Genomic DNA, 23,205 nt, shown 5'->3' with positions numbered 1-23,205 from the left:
CACGGCTCATGGTTTTGTCAGGGACTTTGCCAGCCTCACGAGCTGCACAATCGGTCTTTTCGAAGGGCATACGAAGGCGCAGGAACCGCATTCAAAACAGTCGAAGAGATTATATTCCTTTGCCTCTTCGTAGCGGCCTTTTTCCGAAAGCACGCTCAGCATGGATGGGGTAAGTCCCATAGGGCAAATATCGACGCACCTTCCGCACCTGATGCACGGCTCGAAATCCTCTGCATGTTCGATGGCCTCACCGGGAATGACAAGGACTCCTGAGGTACCTTTTGTCACCGGTATATCAAGGGAAGAGAGGGCAAAGCCCATCATGGGTCCGCCTGCAATGACCTTGCCCGTTTCGCCCTTGAGACCTCCGCATTCCTCTATAAGTGCAGAGATCAGTGTCCCTACACGCACCATGAGATTGGAAGGAGCGGTGATCCCTTCGCCAGTCACGGTGACGACCCTCTCTATGAGAGGCTTGCCGTAGCGTGCCGCTTCATAGATAGCGAGGGCGGTCCCTACGTTCTGCACGACCACCCCGACATCCATGGGAAGCCCTCTGGGCGGGACGTGCCTGCCGCTGGTCGCCTTTATGAGCATCTTCTCTGCGCCTTGGGGATATTTGACTTCGAGATCGCAGACCTCAATACTCGGTTCCCCCTTCGCGGCCTCTTTCATCTTCGCTATCGCTTCAGGCTTGTTATCTTCTATACCGACAAAGCCTTTCTTCACAGTGAGCGTCTTCATCAATATCTTGAGTCCCTCAATGATCTCATCCGGTTTTTCCACCATCAACCGGTAATCGGCGGTAAGGTAGGGTTCGCACTCAGCGCCATTGATGATGACCGTGTCGATCGGTTTTTCCTTCGGCGGCGAGAGCTTCACTGCCGTCGGAAAAGCCGCCCCGCCAAGACCGACGATCCCCGCAGCCTTAACCTTCTCCTTCAACTCATCAGGCAGGAGGTTCATGTAATCGGGGTTATCCCTTAATATCGCCCACTCTTCTTTTCCGTCGTTCTCTATGACAACGGAACTCACCATTCTGCCCATGGCATTAGGGAACTCTCCGATCGCGATCACCTTGCCTGAGACCGACGAGTGGACGGGGGCAGAGACAAAGCCTCCGGGCTCACCGATCAACTCACCCTTCTTCACCTCCTGGTTGATCGAAACGACCGGCTTGCAGGGTGCTCCCGTATGCTGGCTCAAAGGAATCACTACTCTCTGTGGGATTCTTGACTGCTTTATGGGAACATCTTTTGCTAGGTCTTTCTTGTCAGGAGGGTGTATTCCCCCTTTGAACGTCAACAGACCCATTACGGGTTCCTCCTCTCAGCGGCAAATTACGTTGGAGACAGACGACAAAAAAGTCAATAACTAATAACATTATGCCTCAGCAGATGTCAAGATGCAAACCCTCATGCTTACCTCACACATACCTGCTCTTTAGCTCTCTCGAGAGAAGATCCGCCCTCCTCAGAGGTTCAGGTATCCTGTAGGTCTTTAAGCACGAGAGAACGATCTGAATCGTCTCCCTCAGCGTAATCCTGTGGCCGGGAGAGACAAAGACCGGCTTCACATTCTCCCTTGTCCTGAGCACTGCTCCGACAATCTTGCCCTTGTACAGCAAGGGAGACCACGCTCCCTTCTTCGTGCCAGGCTCCTCATACTCTCCGACAAGTCTCGACTTGGCGCAGCCAATGGAAGGGACATTGAGGAGCACGCCCAGATGAGATGCAATCCCTACCCCCTTAGGATGGGCAATCCCCTGGCCGTCAAAGATGATAACGTCAGGTCTCGTTCTCAAAGCCTTGACCGCATCGATAATGGCAGGGCCTTCACGGAAGGACAGAAAACCTGGGACATAAGGGAAGAGGACCTCAAGGACAGCATGAGCGTCTTCCAGAGGGACCATCGCAGGATATCGATAGAGACTGGCGACCCCGATGACCAAACCTCCGGAGAAGGCCGCATCAACGCCCGCAATCAGCAGCGGCCTTCTTGTCAGGGCCACTATTTTTACTTCTTCCCCGAGGCTCTCCTGAATCCTCTTTGCATCGCCGAGGTCTCCGGGCCAGCGCATAGCCTAAGGATAGCACAGAAAAGGTCTTCCCTGGGGCGATTTCAAAACCATAAGGGAACTTTGACTTATAAACTCCCTCGGAGATATAATCGAAAAGACAGACTTGAAGAAAAGATTCTGAAATCTCCCTTCGTCCCTCCTCGCAAGGCAGGATGGTATTTCCCCTATTGACTGCCTGGAGTAGATTGTTGAGAAGAGTGAAGGGAGAGGAAAGAGGATTCCTTTATCGTCGAAGGTATCATGAATAAGGAGAGACAGGAAGCCAGTGGGTAAGAAACGCCGAAAGGTCTTTTGGGCTGCGATACTGATAACCGCCGCAATCCTCACAGGTATCCTGACAGGAGGGTATATTGCCGTTGCCAAAGGTATCCCATCCATCGCCGAACTTAAGCAGTATAAGGCAATCCCCGGGACAAAGGTCTATGCCGACGATGACGCTCTCATCGGAGAACTCAAGATCGAAAAGGGCATCTTTGTCCCCCTTGACAGGATGCCCCGGCATTTGATCAATGCAGTGGTTGCTGTTGAGGACTCCCGCTTCTGGAAGCATAAGGGGATTGATTACCTTGCAATCCTCAGAGCGGCGATCAAAGACGTAATCCATGCGGGAATCAGGGAGGGAGGGAGTACCATCACTCAGCAGCTTACTAAAATCACTTTTCTGACATCCGAAAGGACAGTCCAAAGGAAGCTCAGGGAAGTGGCCCTGGCAACGAAGATAGAGAAGAACATGACCAAGAACGAGATCCTCGAACTCTATCTCAACAAGGTCTATCTCGGCCACGGGGCCTACGGGATGGAGATGGCTTCAAGGGTCTATTTCGGGAAATCCGTCACCCAGGTCACTCTCGCGGAAGCAGCCCTTCTCGCCGGGCTTATCAGGGCGCCTTCGATCTATTCCCCTTACAATAACCTGATGAAGGCCAAGGACAGGCAGGATACGGTCCTTACCCGTATGGAAGAGGAAGGGTTTATAAAGCGGGGGGAGAAAGAGAAGGCATTAAAACAGCCGCTCAATCTCTCGACGCTCCGCAGGGGACTCGAATCAAATAACTATTTTATTGAATACGTCAGGAAATACCTTGAAGACAGGTACGGCACGGAGACGGTGTACAAAGGCGGCCTTCATGTCTATACAACCCTTGACAGGAAGGCCCAGGTTGCGGCTGCACGGTCACTGCAGGAAGGTCTGCGGGAACTGGACAAGAGAAGGGGATGGAGAGGCCCCTTTGAGCACCGGGAGGTCAACGCTGAAAAGGAGCTGAAAAAGAGAGAAGGGGGACAGTTCGTCACAAGCACAGGAGATATTGCAACAGGTCTTGTTCTCAAAGTCACGGCAAAGGAGGCGATAATAAAGGCCAGAGGCGTTATGGGGAAATTGCCCGTCGACAATGCCCAGTGGGCAAGCAAGATGATCGACCCGAAGACAGGCAAGACAGCCCAGATAAAGAACCTTTCTCTTGATAAAATTTTGAAAGTCGGAGACGTCGTCAAGGTGGGTTTCAAATCAGTGCAGGGCAGCACCGTTGAGCTGACCCTCGAACAGGAACCCGAGGTCGAGGGTGCCGTTGTCGGCATAGATCCCGGCACAGGCTTCATCAGGGCGATGGTCGGCGGCTACGATTATTCGAGGAGCGAATTCAACAGGGCTGCCTATGCCAAGCGTCAGCCAGGATCTGCATTCAAGCCGGTAATATATGCCGCGGCCATGGACAATGGTTTCACGCCGGCCAGCATGATCAATGACGAGGAGGTAACGTATAAAGGCGGACCAAGAGGGGACTGGACCCCTGAGAACTATGACCATAAGCATTACGGTCCGACAAGGCTGAGGGACGCTCTGGCCTATTCGAGGAACGTGGTCACGGTAAAACTTGTCGACACGATCGGCGTTGACAAGATTATCAATTTCGCCCGGGAGATAGGGTTTCAGGGAGATATGCCCCGCAATTTGAGCATCGCCCTCGGCAGTATCAGCGTCACCCCCCTTGAACTTGCAATGAGCTACAGTGTATTTGACAACAGCGGGGTCAGGATGACACCCATAGCGATCAAATACATGACGGACTCCCAGGGGAGAGTCCTGGAGAGCAATGAACCTGAGGGAGAACAGGTGATAGACCCTGACACCGCCTTCCTGATAACATCGATGATGCAGGATGTCGTGAACTACGGGACCGGCTGGAGGGCCAAGGCCCTGGGAAGGCCTGTTGCCGGGAAAACCGGCACCACAAACGATTACCGGGACGCATGGTTTGTCGGCTTCACCCCTGATATGGTCGCCTGCGTCTGGGTCGGCTTCGATGATATGAGGCCCCTTGGTAATCAGGAGACAGGGGCAAGGGCCGCGTCGCCTGTATGGGTAAACTTTATGAAGACCCTTGGTACGGCGGAACCTTCGGGGTTTGCGGTGCCTGAAGGAATTGTCAGCTATCCCATTGACCCTGCGAACGGGCTCCTCGCGAGGGACGAGTCAGCCGGCATAAAAGAATATTTCAAAATCGGGACCCAGCCGAGGGAATACTCACAAAATAAGCCCTCTGTCTGGGAGACAAGAGAACCATTCAGACTGGACGTTGATTAGGAGGTGCGCTATGACGATGAAGGGTGTCACATCAAGGATGAAGGGTCTTGGGATCTTGGTTGTGCTCGTTGTTCTGCTGGAAATAATCTTGCCGCCATCCCTCCATGCGCAGGAAGAGGCTTATGACAAGGCTCTCCAGGCCTATCTCAAGAAGGACTTCAAGAAGACCGTCAGATATCTCAAGGAATATGTCGCTGTCTGGCCCGATGCCGGCGCTTACTATCTCATGGGCTACGCGAATTACAAACTCAAGAACAGGAAGGAAGCGGCCGAGTGCTTTAGGGAGGCCTATCTTATCGACCCGAATTTCACGCCAACGTCAATCGGCTTTGGGAAAGAAGGGAAGAAGAGATAGGGCATGACGATCGCACCGAAGATATTCCGCGAATATGACATACGAGGTGTCTGGGGAAAGGACCTGTCGCCGGAAAGCGTCTCTGCAATCGGCCGGGCTTTTGCCTGGTATCTGAAGAAGAATCTCTCGAAGGATGCGCTTACTGTCACCGTGGGGCGCGATGTCCGGTTGAGTTCTCCTGCCATGTTTGACCATCTCGCCGAGGGGCTCACAACAAGCGGCATCGACGTTGTTGACATTGGCTCGTGCCCGACACCACTCCAGTATTTTTCGCTCTACCATCTCAACGTCGACGGTGGGATCATGATTACCGGCAGCCACAATCCTCCGGAGTTCAATGGGATGAAATTAAGCATGGGGAAAGACACCCTCTATGGGAAGAGCATTCAGGAGCTGAAGAGAATCATCGAAGCTGGTGAGGGAACGGAGGGTTCCGGAGATCTCAGGACATACGACATCATCCCTGCATACACCGATCATCTCAGAAAACTTTTCGGACGATTTGAACGGATCAAGGTGGTGGTGGACGCAGGAAACGGGACAGGAGGACTTGTTGCTCCTTCCCTTTTACGGTTCCTCGGGTGCGAAGTGACCGAGCTCTATTGCGAACCTGACGGCACCTTCCCGAATCATCATCCCGACCCTGTTGTTCCTGAAAATGTCTTGGACCTGATAGCAAAGGTGAAGTCGGAAAAGGCTCATCTCGGGATCGGCTATGACGGTGATTCAGACCGTATCGGGGTGGTGGACGAGGATGGCGAGATCGTCTGGGGTGACCGGCTGATGGTCATTTTCGCGCGAGACATACTCGAGCAGAACCCCGGCGCAACGGTAATCGGAGAGGTGAAATGTTCTCAGACCCTCTTTGATGATATCAAGGAGCACGGCGGGAATCCCATCATGTGGAAGGTAGGCCATTCTCTGATCAAGTCCAAGATGAAGGAAACATCCGCGCTCCTTGCGGGAGAGATGAGTGGCCACCTTTTTTTTGCCGACCGCTACTTCGGATATGACGACGCGATCTATGCGAGCCTCAGACTCATTGAGATCCTTTCAAGAAGAGGTAAACCCTATTCCCTCAAGGGCCTCCTCTCCGGCGTCCCTTCTACGGTCTCGACACCGGAGATACGGCTGGACTGCCCCGACGAGCTAAAATTTATGGTGATGGAAAAGGCGAAGGCGGAGTTTTGTGATTATCCCCTTTTCGATATCGACGGGATCAGAATCAACTTCGGCAAAGGGTGGGGGCTCATCAGGGCTTCGAACACCCAGCCGGCCCTCGTCATGAGATTCGAAGCAGAAGACCGTGAATCACTTGAGAAGATACAGAGACTCGTTGAGGAGCGTCTGAAGAACTTCTTTTAACCCCTCCCCTTTTTGCGCCGTGAGAGAAATACGACGCAGTCGTCGCAGTCCTTGCCAGCTTCCTTGTTGCAGATCATCCTGCTGAGTTCCCAGCAGGGTTTACTTCTGTCGATAAAGGCGGAACACTCTTCCTTCCTCTCGTTAGGGCAGGCGGTAATCTCCCAGCACGGGGCATAATCAAGAAGTTTCTTTATCCCCTCTATGCTTATCTTCCTTACGTGGATAAGGTCCCTCACGCACCTGAGCCACTTGATATCATTCTCAGAGTAGAACCTGTTCTTGTTTCGCCGCGCAGGGATGATGAGGCCGTGTTTTTCGTAGAGTCTGAGTGTCTGGTCCGTTGTCCCGAGGAGTTCTGAAACGATCCCAATGGGATAGAGAGGCATCCCCTTTTTCTCTTCTTCTGTTAATTCCTTTACCAGTTTCCTTTTAGCCATGTCTTCAGTTCAACTTATAATTAAAAATTTATGTATTATAAAACATTCCCACTCCGAAAAGACAACAACATTCTTCTTCCCTGCCATGCTCAAGAGGCCGTCGGCAGACGATACGGATTTATTGCTTTTTGCGGTATTCCTGCGTTATCGTACAGGGTGGATATGAAAGCTCTCTTCAATAACTTCAGGGACGCCAGGATACTGGTGGTAGGGGACATTATCCTCGACCAGTATATCTGGGGGAAGGTGAGCAGGATATCTCCGGAAGCCCCCGTCCCCATCGTCGAAGTTACCGACGACACCTTCAGGCTCGGCGGGGCCGCCAACGTCGCAAACAATATTGCGTCAATGGGGGGGAAAGCGACGGTGGCGGGGATTGTCGGCAGGGACAGGGCCGGTGACATCTTCCGGGAGCTTGCCGAGGAAAGGGGAGTCGCATCAGCGCTCTTTGAGGATTCCAGGCCTACGATCATGAAGACGAGGGTCATCGCCCATAACCAGCAGGTCGTCAGGTTCGATAGGGAAGAGAAGAGCAGAATCAGCGGGAAGGCCCGCGTCGATCTTCTTGCGTTCATGAGACATGCGATCCATGAACACGATGCCGTCATCGTTTCGGACTACAAGAAGGGATTGGTCTCCCCCGAACTGATACGGGAAATTTTGAAGCACGCAAGGGCCAGGAAGAAGCTCGTCGCCGTTGACCCCAAGGTCGGCCACTTCCCTTGCTACAGGGGGGTATCCCTCATAACGCCGAATCTCGTGGAGGCGTCGAGCGGTTCGGGGATTGAAATCAAGGATGAAAGGTCCCTTATACGGGCAGGCAAGACCCTTATGAAGAGACTCTCTTGTGCCTCGGTCCTGATCACACGGGGGGAAGAAGGGATGAGCCTTTTCGAGCGGGAGACGGTCACCCATATACCGACGGTGGCACGACGTGTTTATGATGTTACCGGCGCCGGGGATACCGTGATCGCCACTGTGGCCCTTGCCTTTGCCTCTGGCGCCACCCTGCAGGAAGCGGCTTCTATTGCGAACCATGCGGCGGGAATCGTCGTAGGAGAAGTGGGGACCGCAGTCGTGACCCAGGAAAAATTGCGCAAGTCCCTCAAGTCCCTCATGACAAACCAGGGTCAGGCGTCAGTCAGAACCATTTGACGTTAGTCGTTCAACTATGGCAAAGGCAATAGCTCTCCTATCGGGCGGACTTGACAGCACCCTTGCAATACTCGTCATGCTGAGACAGGGGGTGGAAATCACTGCCGTCACCTTTCTCACACACTTTGGCTGCGACATCAGTGACAGCTCCTCCTGTTCGAAGAACCCCTTTCCCGCAGCTGAAAAATTCGGGTTTACCGTGAAGCTCAGCCACCTGGCCGATCAGTTCGTTGAGATCGTGAAGAATCCGGTTTTCGGACACGGCAAGAATATGAACCCCTGCATCGACTGCAGGATCCTCATGCTCAGGGAGGCGAGAGACCTCATGGAGATGACAGGTGCCCATTTTGTTGTTACCGGTGAGGTTGTCGGCCAGAGGCCCATGAGCCAGAGACGTGACACGCTCAATATGATTGACAGGGAGGCGGGGTTGAAAGGCTCTGTGCTCCGTCCCCTGAGCGCAAAGCTCCTCGCCGTCACCGCTCCTGAGAAGGAAGGGCTTGTGAAGCGTGAGATGCTGTACGGCTTCAGCGGCAGGTCGCGAAAACCACAGATGGCCCTTGCCGAAGAGCTAGGACTGACAGACTATCCGGCCCCTGCCGGAGGCTGCCTCCTGACCGAACCGAACTACTCATACCGGTTAAGAGAACTCCTTGGCCACACCCCCAACCCCTCCCTCAACGACCTCCATCTCTTGAGGGTAGGGAGACACTTCAGGCTCTCTCAGACATGCAAGACTATCGTCGGGAGGGATGAAAAAGAGAACGCGGCCATAGAGTCTTATGCGGGGAACGAGGATTATCTGTTACGGGTGGAAGGGTCTGGAAGCCCGACAGTGCTGCTGTCGGGAGAAGACTCGGCAGACTTCATAAGCCTGGCGGCCTCGCTCTGTGCTCGGTACTCCGACGCAAAGCATCTTCCCGAAGTGGACGTGACCGTCGTCAGGGGTAACGGTTCCAGCAAGGCACGCGTCGTTCCTGCAGGAGACGAGGTTCTCATCAACCGCAGGATAGGAAGACCTGAGAAGAAGCACGTTGTGAGTCGTGCCTGATCGGAACCCTCCCGAAAGATCTCAATAGCTTGGACAAGCTCCGGAGAGGATGTCCTATTCGAAAGGGCTCTTCTCTTGCCGAGAAGCGGATGTCCTCTCAGAAGAGAAGACTGGTTTAAAGCCTCACCAGGACACCCTTCGATCTCAGATACTCCTTGGCCTCTCTGACCGTGTATTCTCTGAAATGAAATATTGACGCCGCAAGAACTGCGTCGGCCTTTCCATAAACAAACCCTTCGAAGAGATGCTCAAGAGTGCCTGCGCCGCCCGAGGCGATGACAGGAATCGCAACGGCCTCCGATATCGCCCGTGTGAGCTCCAGGTCATAACCGTCTTTTGTGCCGTCCCTGTCCATGCTCGTCAGCATGATCTCCCCTGCCCCAAGGTCTTCCATCTTCTTTGCCCATCTGACTGCATTGATGAGCTTCATCCGTCTCCCGCCATGGGTTGAGATCGCCCATAATGTCTCTTCGCCAGCCTTCGGGAGTTCGATGCAGACATCCCTGAACTGCTCCATCTCGCACCATAGTTCACCGGTGGCATCGGACATCGTGCCGCCAACCCGCTTTGCGTCTATGGCGACAACGACGCACTGGCTCCCGAATCGCTCTGCCGCCCTGCTGATAAAGTAAGGGTCTTTCACGGCCGTCGTGTTGATAGAGACCTTATCGCAGCCCGCACGGAGAAGGTCTCTGATATCATCAAGGCTCTTTATCCCACCGCCAACGGTCAGTGGCATAAAGACATCCGTAGCAGTCTTTTCGACAACATCAAGAATGATCTTCCGCTTCTCATGGGATGCGGTGATATCGAGGAAGATGAGTTCATCAGCCCCCTGTCCGTCATAAAACTTTGCGTTCTCCACAGGATCACCGGCATCCCTCAGATTGACAAAGCTGACCCCTTTCACGACCCTGCCGTCTTTCACATCGAGGCAGGGAATGATCCGTTTAGCTAGCACAGGTTCCTCCAAAAGGGACAAGGCCGAAGCAACGCTGAGAATCTCTCTTCTTTCTTAACCTCAACCCTTTCCTCGATCCTCAGAAATTCGTATCGCCTCTCTCAAATCAAGGGCTCCCGAATAAATCGCCTTCCCCGTGATCACACCCCAGAGGTTTCTTACGGCAAGGAGCCTCCTTATATCCCCAAGGGAGGAGAGACCTCCCGATGCTATGACAGGTATATCGACCGTCATGACCATCTCCTCCACGGCGGGGACATTCGGACCGGTCATCATCCCGTCGGTCGATATGTCGGTATAGATAATCCCTGCCGCGCCCTTCCGGGCGGCATCCTTTGCAAGCGCCTTTGCATCCGCGGCTGTAACTTCAACCCATCCCTTTACCGCGACCTTTCCGTCCCGTGCGTCAATGCCAACCAATATCCGACCGGGATATCGCTGGCAGGCCTCGGCAACGAGCGAAGGTTTTTCGACGGCAACGGTGCCGAGGATGATCCTGGTGATCCCGATAGCGATGAGATCTTCGATCTTTCCCATGTCCCGTATGCCCCCCCCGACTTCGATCTCCATCGAGACAGTGTCGCGGATCTTCCTGATGGCTTCAAGGTTTTTCTGCTCTCCTGTGAAGGCGCCGTCAAGATCAACGACATGGAGGAGCGTCGCACCACATGATTCCCAGAGCTTCGCCGTAGACGAAGGATCGTCCGAATAGGTGGTGACCGCGTCCTTGTTCCCCTGAAGGAGCCTAACGCATTTCCCGTCCTTCAGGTCTATTGCAGGAATTATCAACATGTTTTAATATAGCAAAATATGCTCCCCTGTTGCCGAAGCAGAAATAAGTCTGGAAGGAGACGCAGGGTTTTCTTTTTCCTCTTCGCTGTTGGGGCCCCGATGCTTCTCACAATTCCAGCCGGAGCCTTTTCTCTCCACATCCCTGAGACCTTCCGCTACGACCTCACATGGACAGGGATAAAGGCGGGCGAGGCGACGCTCGATGTGAGAGACGGCGGGGACAGGGTCATCATCACCTCCACCACGAGATCGGCCAAGTGGGTCTCGATCTTCTATACCGTCGATGACAGGGTCGAAAGCAGCCTCCTGAAGAACATTGGGAACATCGGCATGGGACAGCCCGTCAATTATAGGATCAGGCTTCGCGAGGGAAGACACCGGAAGAACAAGGAAGTGATCTTTAACCATAACACCATGAAGGCTCTCTCTATCGATTACGTGAATAACGAGAGGAAGGAGATCGCTATCCCCCCACGGGTCTTCGATCCGCTCTCAAGTTTTTACTATCTCCGAGGGCTGAAGCTCGAGATCGGCAAACCTGTTTATGTCACGGTCTTTGACAGCAAGAAGGTCTGGAGCGTTGAGATACAGGTGATAAGCAAAGAGAGGATACGTGTTCCTGTAGGACAGTTCGACACGGTCCTTATCAAACCGCTCATCAAATCCGAAGGGATATTCTTCAGGAAAGGTGATATCTACATCTGGCTCACGAATGATGAAAAGAGAATCCCGGTGAGGTTGAAGACAAGGATCAAGATCGGCTCCATAACTGCCAATCTTGCCGGCGGGAACTATTGAAACTCTCCCTGATCATTACAACCTACAATACCCCTCTGGCCCTGGGGAAAGTCACGGACAGTGTTATGGACCAGATCAGGCAACCCGACGAAGTCCTGATCGCAGACGATGGCTCCGGTGACGATACCGCTGTTGTCGTTCAAGGCTTTTCCGAACGTGCCCCGGTTCCGGTCTTCCACGTCTGGCAGGAGAACAGGGGATTCAGGGCAGCGAAGATCCGCAATGAGGCGATAAAGAGGTCATCCGGTGACTACCTTGTCCTTCTGGACGGCGATTGTGTCGTAAACAGGCATTTTCTCTCAGACCACCTGGCACTCGCAGAAAAGGGATGTTTTATTCAGGGGAAGAGGGTGCATGTGCACAGGAAAATGGTGGCGGCCTTTGGTCACGGGCATGCCAATTCAGCCTCTGAGCTCATGAAAATGGCCCTGCTCTTTCATATCTCCAATATCCATCACCTCATTCGTCTTCCCTTGTTTCGGTCCGTCAGGAATACGAAACTTAAGGGTATCAAGTCGTGCAATATGAGTTTCTTCAGGGATGATATCATGGCAGTAAACGGCTTTAACGAAGATTTCGTCGGATGGGGCAACGAAGATTCCGAACTCGCCTGCAGATTTTTCAAATACGGCCTTAAAAAGAAGGTCCACCCGTTCATGGCCATCTGCTTCCACCTCTGGCATCCGACGAACAAGACCACGCTGAACGGGAACAAAGACCTCCTCCAGGCGACCATCGAATCAAAGGGATATTTTTGCCGGAATGGACTCTTTAAGAACCGCCAGTAGCAGAGACCTGCTGACCGCAGGCTTCGGAGGGATGTTTTTCTGCCTGTCTATAGGGACGTCCCCTCTTTTTATTTTCGGCGGCCTTGTTCTTGCTGTGTGGATACTGTCGGGAAGGTTTCTCAAGGACTTGGGGACCTGGCCTTCCACGGGCATGATGATTCCCGTCCTCCTCCTTCTCGTCCTTCCATGGATCGGGCTTCTCTATACCCCACTCCCCTCGGACGGAATGAGTATCGCGGTGAAATCGTACTACTGGCTCTTCAGCATCGCCTTCCTTTCAATTGCCAGAGATTCAAAACGGGATGATGTTGTCCTCAAGATGTTTCTCGCCGGTCTCTCACTGAACAGCGCAGTTGCCATCCTGCAATACATCGGAGTCCTCCCTCTGAAGAACGGCCATCCTGTGGGGCTCTTCCCGGGAAGTTCCCCCTGGATCGCCTTCTCGATCCTCCTTGCGGCAGGCACGATCATCGCCTCCTTTTATTTTTCAAGGGAATGTGATGCACGGAAGAGGCTCATCTATCTCTCCCTCATCGTAGAGTATCTTTCGACCATCGCGTTTGTTGGGGGAAGAAGCGGGTACCTCGCAATCATCCTCCTTTTCCCCATCCTCCTCCATCATATCCTGAAACAGGGTAAGATCGTTAAACTCATCTTTTTCGGTATCCTTTTTTGTTCGCTCCTTGCCACCTTTCCCGTTATAAAAAAGAGGGTCTTGAAGGGGAAGGAAGACATCGAGCTCTACCGGCAGGGAATCGTAAATACATCCATCGGCCTGCGTATCCACATGTGGGAGATCGCCCTGTCTGAGATAGAGAAGAATCCTCTCACCGGATCAGGCACAGGCAGTTTCAGAAGATCGTGGGAGGTGCAGAAGAGGGACCCTTCCCTGCCGTTCTATGATCATCCCCATAACAGTTTCCTTTACATGATGGTCAGTTTTGGCATACCGGGGCTGATTGCCCTCTCCTGGCTCCTGCTCGTCATGATCAGAAAAGGGTGGAGGGCACGGGACAGATCTCCCGGATTCTCGGTTTTCGCCTTTACCGTCGTCTTCGTCGTCGGCAGCCTCACCGACACCCAGATTCTCCCGACACCGACAACGATGGCTCTGTCCCTTTTTTCGGGTATAGCCGGGGGGATGAATGACGGCTGAAAAATCCCCTCTCTCCGTCGCCCTGATCACGAAGAATGAGGAGGCTCGCCTTCCCGAGTGTCTGAAGAGCGTCTCCTTCGCAGAGGAGATCGTCCTCGTCGATTCAGGCAGCACCGACCGGACAGTCGAGATTGCCGAGACCCATGGATGCAGGGTCTTTCTTGAAGACTGGAAAGGCTACGGTCCTCAGAAGAACAGCGCCGTCGAAAAGTGCAGCCACGATTGGGTCCTTCTCTTGGATGCCGACGAGAGGATTCCGGCAGAGACCCGTAACAAAATCCTGAAGACCCTGAAGAAACCCGATGCGGATGCCTACCGTCTCAAGAGGAAGAATTACCTCCATGGCAGATGGCTGAGACACTCCGGCTATTGGCCTGACAGGCATATTCGCCTCGTCAACAGGAGACGGGGCTCCTTCCAATCGGTCGTTCACGAACGGTGGATAACCGAGGGGCGGGTCGGGGACCTCGACGCCTATATCGACCACCATGCCTTCTCGAACTATTCCGATATGCTGAAGACCCTCAATGATTACTCTAGCGTCATCGCAAGGGAGCTCTTCGCCTCAGGAAAAAGAGCCAACCCCCTAACGCCCGTTTTTCACGGTATCGCCATGTTCCTCAAGATCTACCTCCTTGAAAGGGGCCTCCTCGACGGGATGGACGGTCTTGTTACGGCAATCACAAAGGCTGGCGGGTCCTTCTTCAAGTATGCGAAACTCCTCGAACTCCAGAACGATAGAGAGAACCAAAGGCACCATAAGAAAGATCGTTGACCATAGCGTCATTTTGTTCGTGTGTTTTATGAGCAGCGCGCCCGGCAAATATCCACGCCTCTTGCCTCTGAAGCGACAGCCAGTCCCCAACGTTTATGAATTATCAGGGGTAGGTATGATAAAATTGAGTGTTTCCTGCGCACCCTTGAAGGGGATATGAGAAAGAAGCCCGTACATGGTATCTGAGGAATATTATAGCCTTCTCCGGTCCGAGATCATAGCAATGATTCCACAGACGTGCTCTTCCGTTCTTGACGTTGGATGCGGAACGGGTGTGCTCGGCAGGCACTTGAAAGAAAAGGGGTCCGTTGAAGTCTGCGGGATCGAGTTGTCGCATACCGCCGCATCGTCAGCGACGCAGGCCCTTGATCGAGTTGTCGAAGGCAATGTCGAACATATCGAGATCCCTTTTTCACCCGGGCATTTTGATTGCGTTGTCTGTGCAGACGTTCTCGAACATCTTGTCGATCCATGGTCCGTGATGTTGAAGCTTCATGCAGTGCTGAAACCAGGCGGATGTATCGTTGCGAGCATTCCTAACGTGGGTTTCCATAGAGTCGTAAGGGGCCTCGTAAGGGGAAATTGGCGCTATACAGACTCGGGAGTCCTTGATAAGAGTCATCTGAGATTCTTCACATGGCCCGGTATCCGTGCCCTTTTTCAGGACAGCGGATTCACTATTGAGAAGGTGTATCGCAAGGTGGATTCCGGTTTGAATATGAAACTGCTCAATGTTGTCTTACTCAACAAGATAAAGGAAGCGCTTGTTATTCAGTACATACTACGGGCAAGAAAAGGCGGGTGAGTGTTCTCTCCGCAGCAACCTCGATGAACTGAATGCGTATACGCAGACTATTTGACAGAGCGGCTAGACTGTTCTCAAGAAAGAGAGAAAGTCTACAAGAACAGTATCAGCACTATGCAATCGGCAAGGGAACCTATGGGGATCCACAGATTCTTACATGGAACGAAGGGGCTGCTCTTAAGATTGGCGCATTTTGCTCGATAGCCGAAGGCGTCAAGATTTTTCTTGGTGGTGAGCATAGGATTGATTGGGTAACAACCTATCCATTCAGCGTGGTATGGGAAAAAGGGCGTCACATTGCCGGCCACCCGAGAACGAGAGGAGACGTTGTTATCGGCAATGACGTCTGGATTGGCAGCGAAGCGGTCATCCTGTCGGGTGTTACCATCGGTGACGGTGCGGTAATAGGAACGCGATCTGTTGTAAGAAGGGATGTGGCGCCCTATGCGATTGTCGTGGGTAACCCCGCCCGTCTCGTAATGAAGCGCTTTGATGATGCAACCATTCACCAGCTCCTAGAGTTGAAGTGGTGGAATTGGCCGGATGAAGAAATAGCAGACATGCTTCCTTTCCTTCTCAGTTCTGATGTAGACGCCTTTCTTGCCAGGGCAAAAGAGAGGGACGAGAAAGGCTAGCGAGCAGCTAAGAGGCTTGGGCATGGGCGAAACGCCTGAAAGGCTTGAAGTCGCGGGCACCAACGTTCCATCGCGGTACGACTCGTAGGGCTTATTAATAGACTCACAATAGTATGAACTCTATTTGTAAAATCCCTCCTAACCTCCCTTTTCCAAAGGGAGGGAAATCCCCTCTTTGGCAAAGAGGGGCGAGGGAGATTTTCTGATTATGTGTATTCTATTTTGAAGCTCTTTATACGTCACTTCATTGTGGGGTTACAGATGGGAAAGGGCACGGCAAAAATCAACAAACAAGGGAAAAGCGATAAACAACGATGGCTCATCATAGCGAATGCTTTCAACATGGACGGACGGGCGGTCAGTCAGACAATTTCGGATAAAATTCCGCACCTTCTGAAATTAGGGATAGAGCCTATCGTGCTGAGCACCTTTACCGGCAAGAAAGATGAGAGAATCGAGCATCATCAGATCTTCCCGCCGACTCCTGTAGGTTTGCGTTTCGATCTGCGCCATTTTTTGCGCCAACGGTTGCGAAACCGATTTTTGTATCGCCTGCTGTCAGGTCTCCTTTCCCTTCTTATCCTCCCTTTTTATCTTCTCGAGAAGGCATTTATTCGGCAGGAGTCTCAGTGGTCATGGTTTATCAGTGCTTACCTTGCCGGAATCCGTATCATAAAGAAACGTCGGCCGATAGTAATTTACTCAACAGGCGGTCCTAACGCTGCCCACTTTGCTGCCTATATGCTGACAAGGTCTTATGAGTTACCCTGGATCGCGGAGATTCATGATCCTATGGTTACATACAGCCAATTGCCGACAACACAGCGAGAGCGTTTTGCATACTGGTTGGAAGAAAGAATCTGTAAACATGCCGATGTTGTTTGGTGGTTTACCGAGGAGGCTCTATCTCGCGCAAGGATGCGTCATCCTGAGTTGGGTGACCGTGGCCATTGCCTGATTCCCGGTGTCGAACCCCCTCCGGCGTATCCTATTCCTTACCATCAGGGGAAGGAACTGACCATAAGCCATTTCGGATCATTGTCCAAAACACGCAACCTCACCATATTTCTTGCGGCTCTGAAGAAGGCCATAGATCGGGATCCCGGGCGGAGGAACGTTTTTCGCCTCCATATTTATGGTGCTGAATTAGATACCCTTTCGGCAGAAACGGTAAAAGAATTTCCCTATAGGGAAGCCATCATAGTGCATGGAAGGATTGAATACAATGCAGCAACAAACGAAAGCGGCAGAGAACAGGTGCTCAGATTGATGAGTCAGTCCGACTGTCTTTTGCTCCTTCATGGGAACGATGATTATTGCGAGGAGTATATACCTTCCAAGGTATACGAGTACTTTTTTGCGAAGCGCCCTATTCTTGCACTGGTGTGGCATAATAGGCAATTAGAGCACATGGTTCGGGCCATGGGGCACTGGGCTTTACCGTCCGACGATGTTGATGCGATTTCGGGTGCTTTGGATGAGCTTTACTCGAGGTGGCTCAGAAATGATCTCCCCTCTTCCGAGACGGCATCTCCGTATACGGCGGAAGCCGCGGTGAGAACCTTATACGAGTGGGTCTGCCAGGCGATGAACCGACGTGAAACTCTTCAACAGTGCATGCCGAAATAGACGGCGATATCACGTTGTGAATAACTGCTATCGATGAAGATCAGTATTGTGTTGTTGAGCTTCAAGTACTTCGATGAAACAACGAAATTATGTTTCGAGAGTCTTGTTCGAGACCGTAATTTCAACCATTGGGAGTTGATCGTGGTTGATAATGGTTCCGATGATGATACGCCTGAGCACCTCAGAGCGCTTCAAGAGGCATATCCTTCCGTGCGTTTCATCTTCAGCGAGAAGAATCTTGGTTTTGCCGGAGGAATGAACACGGGCATCCGCGAGGCACAGGGTGAGGTCATTATTCTCCTGAACAGCGATACCATTTGTCCCGAGGGTATGATCAATCGCCTTGCAGAGCATTGTGCCATCGATGAGTCCCTGGGCATGATCGGTCCGGTCACGAATGCTGCCGGTAACGAGCAAGCCATCTATACGAGCGCCCCTGACGTTGAGGGTATCATCATGCAAGGGCTGCAGTATGCAAATAGCGGCGTGCGAACCTCCTTGGATGCCTATCGCCTTGATTTTTGCTGCGTCGCCATTACCGAAAACGCCCTTGGAAAGACCGGACTTCTCGATGAAGGTTTCGGCCGGGGATATTTTGAAGACTTTGATTATTCCCTCCGCATGAAGGAGCAAGGCTTTCGCTTGTTTGTGGCCGAGGATGTTTTCATTTACCATCGTGGCAGCACAGCCTTCGGGAGGTTAGGCAGCGAATCGAGGGCATTACTCAAGCGAAACAAGCGCCGGATTATCGATAAACATGGAGTGGCGATCGGATTCCCTCATACACGGGAATGTAACCTTTCCATCCTTGCACAGTACGTGCAGAAGAAGGAGAGCGGAGACACGGTGTCGCAATACCGGGTAACGAACAGACTGCAGCTTGCAACACACGACAGGCCGAGAAACTGGCTTAAGAGACGGAGATATTTGCACAAGGTTCGTGCCGTTGCGCAGCAACTTGGCGTCGGGTTCTGATCAATGGAAGGGATTACCCTTTTTTGCAAGAGCTACCGCAATGATCTCACGCGCACTAAAGAGCTGACAGAGAGTGTTCGGCGTTTCAATAATGACTCCCTGCCCTTTTATATTTCCGTACCCGAAAATGATTTGGGTCTCTTTAGAAATCATATCGGTACAGGGGACATAGAGTGGCTGCGTGACCAGGATATTATTGGATCAAATCGAAACATATCTCATGATGCATACGGTTCGCTGCCGGGGCGCCTTTCACAACAAATCGTCAAGGCTGACTTTTGGAGAGTAAATCCCCTGCCCTCTTATTTGTGCATTGATTCTGATTCAATTTTTATCAGAGCGTTTCGGCGATCGGATTTCATGGCTTCCGGAACTATCCCTTATACCCTTATGCATGAAGGAAAATCTTTCCATGAATTCTGTCTCAGGAATGGGTTAGAAAAGGATATGGAACAGTTCGAAATTATGAAAAGCAAGTTCAGGGACATTTTTAACCGCCAGGGGCCTTCATACAATTTTGGTCCGCTCCCTGCCACCTGGCATCGTTCCGTATGGCAAGACCTTGAAAAGAATTATCTCATCCCCCGAGAAATGACGATTGTGGATGCCATTACGTTTCTTCCAAGTGAGGCTTTCTGGTATGGCGAGGCACTGGTGAAATATCGTTCCATAGATATCGTCCCTCGTGAACCTTTCTTTAAGGCATATCTATTTCTTGAAGAGTACGAGCATGACAGAAGGATTGGCGTTACACACAGCATATTAAGCAAATTATATTGCGGCATCGTCTATCAATCGAATTGGCATCCTAAGAGATTAGAGCTTACGAAGAACTATGCATATCATTTCAAGAAGACGTTCAAGAAATTCCTGACAGGTTTTTGCCTCTAACACATGTCAACGCTTATCCTGATGTATCATAACATTGCTCATCCACCGAAAAGGGGCAGGCTGAAGGGACTTTACGTCTCTCCGTCGATGTTCAGATTCCAAATGTGGTATCTCAAAGCGGCGGGTTTTGTAGTGGTACCCCTCCATGAAATTATGGATTTCGGTGGGACCGATGCCCGGCGCAAGAAGGTAGTTGCACTGACCTTCGACGACGGATATGAAGACTTTTACGTCAATGCCTTCCCGGTCCTTGAAAAATACGGCTACCCTGCAACCGTGTTCGTCGTTTCTGATCTCGTTGGCACAACAAATGCCTGGGACGAGAATTCACTTGGTATTCGAAAGCAGCTCATGGCATGGGATCGGATCAGAGCGCTGTCGTCACGGAATGTTTTTTTCGGTTCACATACGAGAACTCACCCCTTTCTCACGAGAATTGAGGAACAGCGCGCAAGAGAAGAAATTGATTCTTCAAAAAAAATCATAGAGGAACAAACGCGCCATGTTGTTGAAACCTTTTGTTACCCATATGGAGACCGTAATAATGCCGTGAAAAGGATGGTAAGGGAAGCAGGTTACAAGGTTGCAGTTACTACAGATCGCGGTTCAGTTCACAGAGAAGACGATCCGCTCACCCTAAGACGTGCGTTCATCCGTTATAACACTCACCCGATACATTTCTTGCAAAAATTGCACACGGGTTACGAAGACCGGAAGGGTCGGAGGACATGAACGTCCTCCTCTTAAATATCAACTTGGGAACGGCGCGTTGTTGCGGCGGGATAGAGACGCATTCCGATATTCTCATCTCAGCTCTTCTCAGTAAGGGATATAACGTTATTGTCGGTTGCTGGGTGGACGGAACGTTGGTGACCAATACAGCCGGCAGGACGGTACCTGCAAGAAGAATCACCATACGGAACTCGGGAGACATTGGGGCCATCAAGAAATTGGTCGAGATATCTCGGAAAGAGAATATAGAGGTGATCATAGCAAATTCCGGCCGCGAATACTGGCCGGCTGCGATCGCTGCTCGGATTGCGCACGTGCGCGTTGTGCTTATCCGGCACATGAGCACCCGGCTGAAAATCACCACAACCTGGATGATCAACCGTATGGTCGATAGAATCATAGCAGTAAGTTCCTCGGTAAGAGATGTTTTGACCGGGTGCGGCGTATCGCCTGAAAAAGTTGAGGTTATCCATAATAGCGTCCTCCTCAGGAAACTGGACCCACAGACGGTAGACCGGAGGGGAGCAAGGGAAGAACTCTCAATAGATGAGGCAGATATGGTGATCGGCGCGGTCGGCGCGCTCCACAAGGGCAAAGGCGTCTACGAATTGCTCAATGCCGTGAAGAAATTGTCTCAAGACCGTCATAACCTGAAACTGCTCTTCGTAGGCGACGGTCCTGAAAGAAATCGCCTCGAAGAGGAGGCGAGGCATCTATCGCTGCTCGACAGGGTGATCTTTACCGGGATAAGAAGAGACATTGAAAGGATGTATGCCGCTATGGACATCTTTGCCTTGCCTTCCTCCTGTGACGAGGCCTTCGGCATGGTGATCATCGAGGCGATGGCCATGGGCAGACCGGTCATTGGGACGAAGGTAGGCGGCATCCCGGATATCATAACGGATGGGAGCAATGGGCTCCTCGTGCCGCCTGGCAACGAAGACGCTTTGGCTGCTGCACTTTCACGTTACCTCGATGACGGCAGATTCAGAGATCAGATGGCCTATGGGGGCAGAAGGATCGTTGAGGAGCGGTTCTCAGATAGGATCATGGCGGAGAGGTTCGACCGGTTGCTCAAAGAGGTGGCAAAATGAGCATGACCACCAAATCAATGCCGGGACCTTCGAGATGAGGAGATCCTTCATCAGGTTGAATACCCACACCCTCTCATTCATCTATAGGCTTCATTCAGGTTATGAAGACAGAAGGGGAATGGGCAAGGGTCCCTCTCATACGGGCCACAGGTGATCATGGGCTGCCGCAAGAGGAAGCTCCGGCAACCGTAGGTGACTGCATCCTGCCTGCAAGAGATTGTCTGAACGATTTACAACAGAAAAGGCTTCTGACATAATAGAAGCATTCTCAAAGGACTGCATAAGGAGGAAGACACGTGCATATCGGGATCATCGGAACAGGTTACGTCGGTCTTGTGACGGGCGCATGCTTTGCTGAGTTCGGCGTCTTTGTTACCTGCGTTGACAAGGATGAGAAAAAGATAAAATCCCTGAGAAAAGGGAAAGTACCCTTTTACGAGCCGGGACTTGCAGACCTCGTAGAGAGGAATGTGAAGCAGGGGAGGCTCATGTTCACGACGAAGATAGGAGAAGCTGTCGATTCCTCCCTGGTCATCTTTATCGCCGTCGGCACCCCTCCGAGGGGGGACGGCTCTGCTGATATGAAGTATGTTGATGACGTGGCGAAGGAAATAGCGGGACATATGAACGGCTATAAGGTGATCGTCACGAAGAGCACGGTCCCTGTGGGGACAGGGAAACGGATTGCGCAGATAATCGCAAAGAACCTCAAAGAAGAGAGCAGCTTCGACATCGTATCCAATCCCGAGTTCCTTAGAGAGGGTGCAGCGGTCGAGGACTTCATGAGGCCCAACAGGGTCGTTATCGGTGCGAGCAGCCAGCAGGCGATAGCCATCCTGAAGGATCTCTACAAGCCCCTCTATCTCATCGAGACACCCTTTGTCATCACAAACAATGAGACAGCGGAACTGATCAAGTACGCATCCAATTCCTTTCTCGCCACAAAGATCTCCTTCATCAACGAGATCTCGAATCTCTGTGAAAAGGTCGGCGCCGACGTCAATATGGTAGCCAAAGGTATGGGCCTTGACCAGCGGATAGGCGGGAAGTTCCTCCACGCCGGTCCCGGCTTCGGCGGCTCCTGCTTCCCGAAGGACACGAAGGCCCTTCTCAAGATCGGAGAAGAGCACAACGTTAACCTCGGGATCGTGAAGGCAGCCGTTCTGGCGAACGAACATCAGCGAAAGCTCGTCTTCGAGAAGATGAAGGATGTTGTCGGAGACTTGAAGGGAAAGGTTGTGACGGTGCTTGGCCTCTCCTTCAAACCGAATACCGATGATCTGCGGGACGCCCCTTCTCTCTATATCATCGAGAGGCTCTTAAAGGACAAGGCAAAGGTGAAGACCTACGACCCCGTGGCGATGGAGAATGCCAAAGCGCTCTTCCCCGCAATTACCTATTGCAAAGACCCCTATGATGCTGCCAAGGGCGCTGATGTCCTGGTGATTGTGACCGAATGGAACCAGTTCAGGAATCTTGATCTTGAAAGGTTAAAAGGAGTTATCAGACAGCCTTTCTTCTTCGATCTCAGGAATATCTACGACCCCCAGAAGATGAAGAATCTCGGTTTTCAGTACTTCGCCGTCGGAAGGTCCTAGAAGCAGGCTAAGGTAAAGGTTGAGACCGGTCTGGCCGTGAGCCTTTACCTCAACCTCGCTCCTGTTTTATAATTATTCCGGTTGGGCGATTAGCTCAGCGGGAGAGCGCTGCCTTCACACGGCAGAGGTCGCTGGTTCGAAACCAGCATCGCCTACCATTTTTCCTTTAGAATCGGTAAGTTATCAGATCAGGTAAAATCAATGGGTTGCGGGATTTGAGCTTTGTAAGTACTCGTCGATAAAGGATAATAATAGATTGTCACTGTAATGTCACTGCGAGGCAGATAAGCCAATCTGTTTTCCGGCCCGCCTAAGTCTCTATTAAGATTGCAGTGGTTTGCATCTCGGCTAAATTGTTTCTTACGAGGATTGGACCTGTTGCTATGGTTTCTTGATAATGGAAAAGGTGTGTTTGCGAGTAAGCGTCATTCATCTGCGCGAGTTGATGAATGACGCGTGAAGAGCTAAGCCGCTGCGCCGATTATGGCGCTTCGATAAGAATCTTCCGGTCTTCTTACAGGATATAGGGATATTTTTTCGGGGGTATAG

General features: G+C 51.9%; 22 protein-coding genes and 1 tRNA gene. 18 read left to right on the top strand and 5 right to left on the bottom strand.

What is annotated here, in order from left to right:
* Positions 1-6 precede the first annotated feature (6 nt).
* Both rsxC and nfi read right to left on the bottom strand, forming a co-directional pair.
* Positions 7-1,314, bottom strand: a complete 1,308-nt coding sequence (rsxC, locus tag VFG09_09155; protein HET6515311.1) for an electron transport complex subunit RsxC — start codon at positions 1,312-1,314, stop codon at positions 7-9.
* Positions 1,315-1,426: 112 nt separating this feature from the next.
* Complete coding sequence (gene nfi / locus VFG09_09150) at positions 1,427-2,080, bottom strand: deoxyribonuclease V (GenBank protein ID HET6515310.1); 654 nt, start codon at positions 2,078-2,080, stop codon at positions 1,427-1,429.
* Positions 2,081-2,345: 265 nt separating this feature from the next.
* Here nfi and VFG09_09145 point away from each other — a divergent pair, with 265 nt between their 5' ends.
* The 3 genes from VFG09_09145 to VFG09_09135 are packed head-to-tail and all read left to right on the top strand — an operon-like array spanning position 2,346 to position 6,384.
* Positions 2,346-4,664 carry a PBP1A family penicillin-binding protein gene (locus VFG09_09145; GenBank protein ID HET6515309.1) on the top strand — a complete coding sequence of 773 codons (2,319 nt, stop codon included), beginning with the start codon at positions 2,346-2,348 and terminating at the stop codon, positions 4,662-4,664.
* 10 nt (positions 4,665-4,674) lie between these two features.
* On the top strand, positions 4,675-5,019 hold the full coding sequence (locus VFG09_09140) for a tetratricopeptide repeat protein (GenBank protein ID HET6515308.1): 345 nt from the start codon (positions 4,675-4,677) through the stop codon (positions 5,017-5,019).
* A gap of 3 nt (positions 5,020-5,022) precedes the next feature.
* Positions 5,023-6,384 (top strand): phosphomannomutase/phosphoglucomutase, encoded by a 1,362-nt coding sequence (locus VFG09_09135; GenBank protein HET6515307.1) that lies wholly within the window; start codon positions 5,023-5,025, stop codon positions 6,382-6,384.
* On the opposite strand, the gene VFG09_09130 is transcribed toward VFG09_09135, so the two are convergent.
* Entirely contained in the window at positions 6,381-6,821 is a 441-nt protein-coding gene (locus tag VFG09_09130; GenBank protein HET6515306.1) for a MerR family transcriptional regulator, read from the bottom strand. The two genes, VFG09_09135 and VFG09_09130, sit on opposite strands and share 4 nt — an antisense overlap.
* Positions 6,822-6,983: 162 nt before the next feature.
* On the opposite strand from VFG09_09130, the gene rfaE1 reads away from it, so the two are divergent.
* Both rfaE1 and VFG09_09120 read left to right on the top strand, forming a co-directional pair.
* A complete protein-coding gene (gene rfaE1 / locus VFG09_09125) occupies positions 6,984-7,976 on the top strand; it encodes a D-glycero-beta-D-manno-heptose-7-phosphate kinase (GenBank protein ID HET6515305.1) in 993 nt (330 codons plus the stop codon).
* A 16-nt stretch (positions 7,977-7,992) separates the two neighbouring features.
* Entirely contained in the window at positions 7,993-9,027 is a 1,035-nt protein-coding gene (locus tag VFG09_09120) for a 7-cyano-7-deazaguanine synthase (protein HET6515304.1), read from the top strand.
* A 115-nt stretch (positions 9,028-9,142) separates the two neighbouring features.
* On the opposite strand, the gene hisF is transcribed toward VFG09_09120, so the two are convergent.
* A complete protein-coding gene (gene hisF / locus VFG09_09115; protein ID HET6515303.1) occupies positions 9,143-9,988 on the bottom strand; it encodes an imidazole glycerol phosphate synthase subunit HisF in 846 nt (281 codons plus the stop codon).
* A 60-nt stretch (positions 9,989-10,048) separates the two neighbouring features.
* On the bottom strand, positions 10,049-10,780 hold the full coding sequence (hisA, locus tag VFG09_09110; GenBank protein ID HET6515302.1) for a 1-(5-phosphoribosyl)-5-[(5-phosphoribosylamino)methylideneamino]imidazole-4-carboxamide isomerase: 732 nt from the start codon (positions 10,778-10,780) through the stop codon (positions 10,049-10,051).
* 99 nt (positions 10,781-10,879) lie between these two features.
* Between hisA and VFG09_09105 the strand changes: the two genes are divergently transcribed.
* From VFG09_09105 to VFG09_09045, 13 genes are all read left to right on the top strand, one after another.
* Positions 10,880-11,578, top strand: a complete 699-nt coding sequence (locus VFG09_09105; protein ID HET6515301.1) for a DUF3108 domain-containing protein — start codon at positions 10,880-10,882, stop codon at positions 11,576-11,578.
* Positions 11,575-12,366, top strand: a complete 792-nt coding sequence (locus tag VFG09_09100; protein HET6515300.1) for a glycosyltransferase family 2 protein — start codon at positions 11,575-11,577, stop codon at positions 12,364-12,366. Before VFG09_09105 ends, VFG09_09100 begins: the two co-directional genes overlap by 4 nt.
* Before the next feature lie 31 nt (positions 12,367-12,397).
* Positions 12,398-13,522: an O-antigen ligase family protein gene (locus tag VFG09_09095; GenBank protein ID HET6515299.1), complete on the top strand. Its 1,125-nt coding sequence runs from the start codon at positions 12,398-12,400 to the stop codon at positions 13,520-13,522.
* Positions 13,512-14,297 (top strand): glycosyltransferase family 2 protein, encoded by a 786-nt coding sequence (locus VFG09_09090; GenBank protein HET6515298.1) that lies wholly within the window; start codon positions 13,512-13,514, stop codon positions 14,295-14,297. Before VFG09_09095 ends, VFG09_09090 begins: the two co-directional genes overlap by 11 nt.
* Positions 14,298-14,472: 175 nt before the next feature.
* On the top strand, positions 14,473-15,102 hold the full coding sequence (locus tag VFG09_09085) for a class I SAM-dependent methyltransferase (GenBank protein ID HET6515297.1): 630 nt from the start codon (positions 14,473-14,475) through the stop codon (positions 15,100-15,102).
* A 32-nt stretch (positions 15,103-15,134) separates the two neighbouring features.
* On the top strand, positions 15,135-15,737 hold the full coding sequence (locus VFG09_09080) for a CatB-related O-acetyltransferase (protein HET6515296.1): 603 nt from the start codon (positions 15,135-15,137) through the stop codon (positions 15,735-15,737).
* 261 nt (positions 15,738-15,998) lie between these two features.
* On the top strand, positions 15,999-17,366 hold the full coding sequence (locus VFG09_09075) for a hypothetical protein (protein ID HET6515295.1): 1,368 nt from the start codon (positions 15,999-16,001) through the stop codon (positions 17,364-17,366).
* 33 nt (positions 17,367-17,399) lie between these two features.
* The gene (locus VFG09_09070) at positions 17,400-18,341 is read left to right on the top strand and encodes a glycosyltransferase family 2 protein (protein ID HET6515294.1); all 942 of its coding nucleotides are present in this window, start codon (positions 17,400-17,402) and stop codon (positions 18,339-18,341) included.
* A gap of 3 nt (positions 18,342-18,344) precedes the next feature.
* Positions 18,345-19,232 (top strand): DUF6492 family protein, encoded by an 888-nt coding sequence (locus tag VFG09_09065; GenBank protein HET6515293.1) that lies wholly within the window; start codon positions 18,345-18,347, stop codon positions 19,230-19,232.
* 102 nt (positions 19,233-19,334) lie between these two features.
* Positions 19,335-19,964: a polysaccharide deacetylase family protein gene (locus tag VFG09_09060; protein ID HET6515292.1), complete on the top strand. Its 630-nt coding sequence runs from the start codon at positions 19,335-19,337 to the stop codon at positions 19,962-19,964.
* Complete coding sequence (locus VFG09_09055) at positions 19,961-21,058, top strand: glycosyltransferase family 4 protein (GenBank protein ID HET6515291.1); 1,098 nt, start codon at positions 19,961-19,963, stop codon at positions 21,056-21,058. The genes VFG09_09060 and VFG09_09055 overlap by 4 nt, the downstream gene beginning before the upstream one ends.
* A gap of 296 nt (positions 21,059-21,354) precedes the next feature.
* Positions 21,355-22,656 (top strand): UDP-glucose/GDP-mannose dehydrogenase family protein, encoded by a 1,302-nt coding sequence (locus VFG09_09050; protein ID HET6515290.1) that lies wholly within the window; start codon positions 21,355-21,357, stop codon positions 22,654-22,656.
* 83 nt (positions 22,657-22,739) lie between these two features.
* Positions 22,740-22,814, top strand: a tRNA-Val gene (locus VFG09_09045).
* Positions 22,815-23,205: the final 391 nt, after the last annotated feature.

The sequence above is a fragment of the Thermodesulfovibrionales bacterium genome, assembly GCA_035686305.1.
In the GTDB taxonomy this organism is placed as follows: domain Bacteria; phylum Nitrospirota; class Thermodesulfovibrionia; order Thermodesulfovibrionales; family UBA9159; genus DASRZP01.
This window is presented reverse-complemented; position numbering and strand designations above follow the sequence as displayed.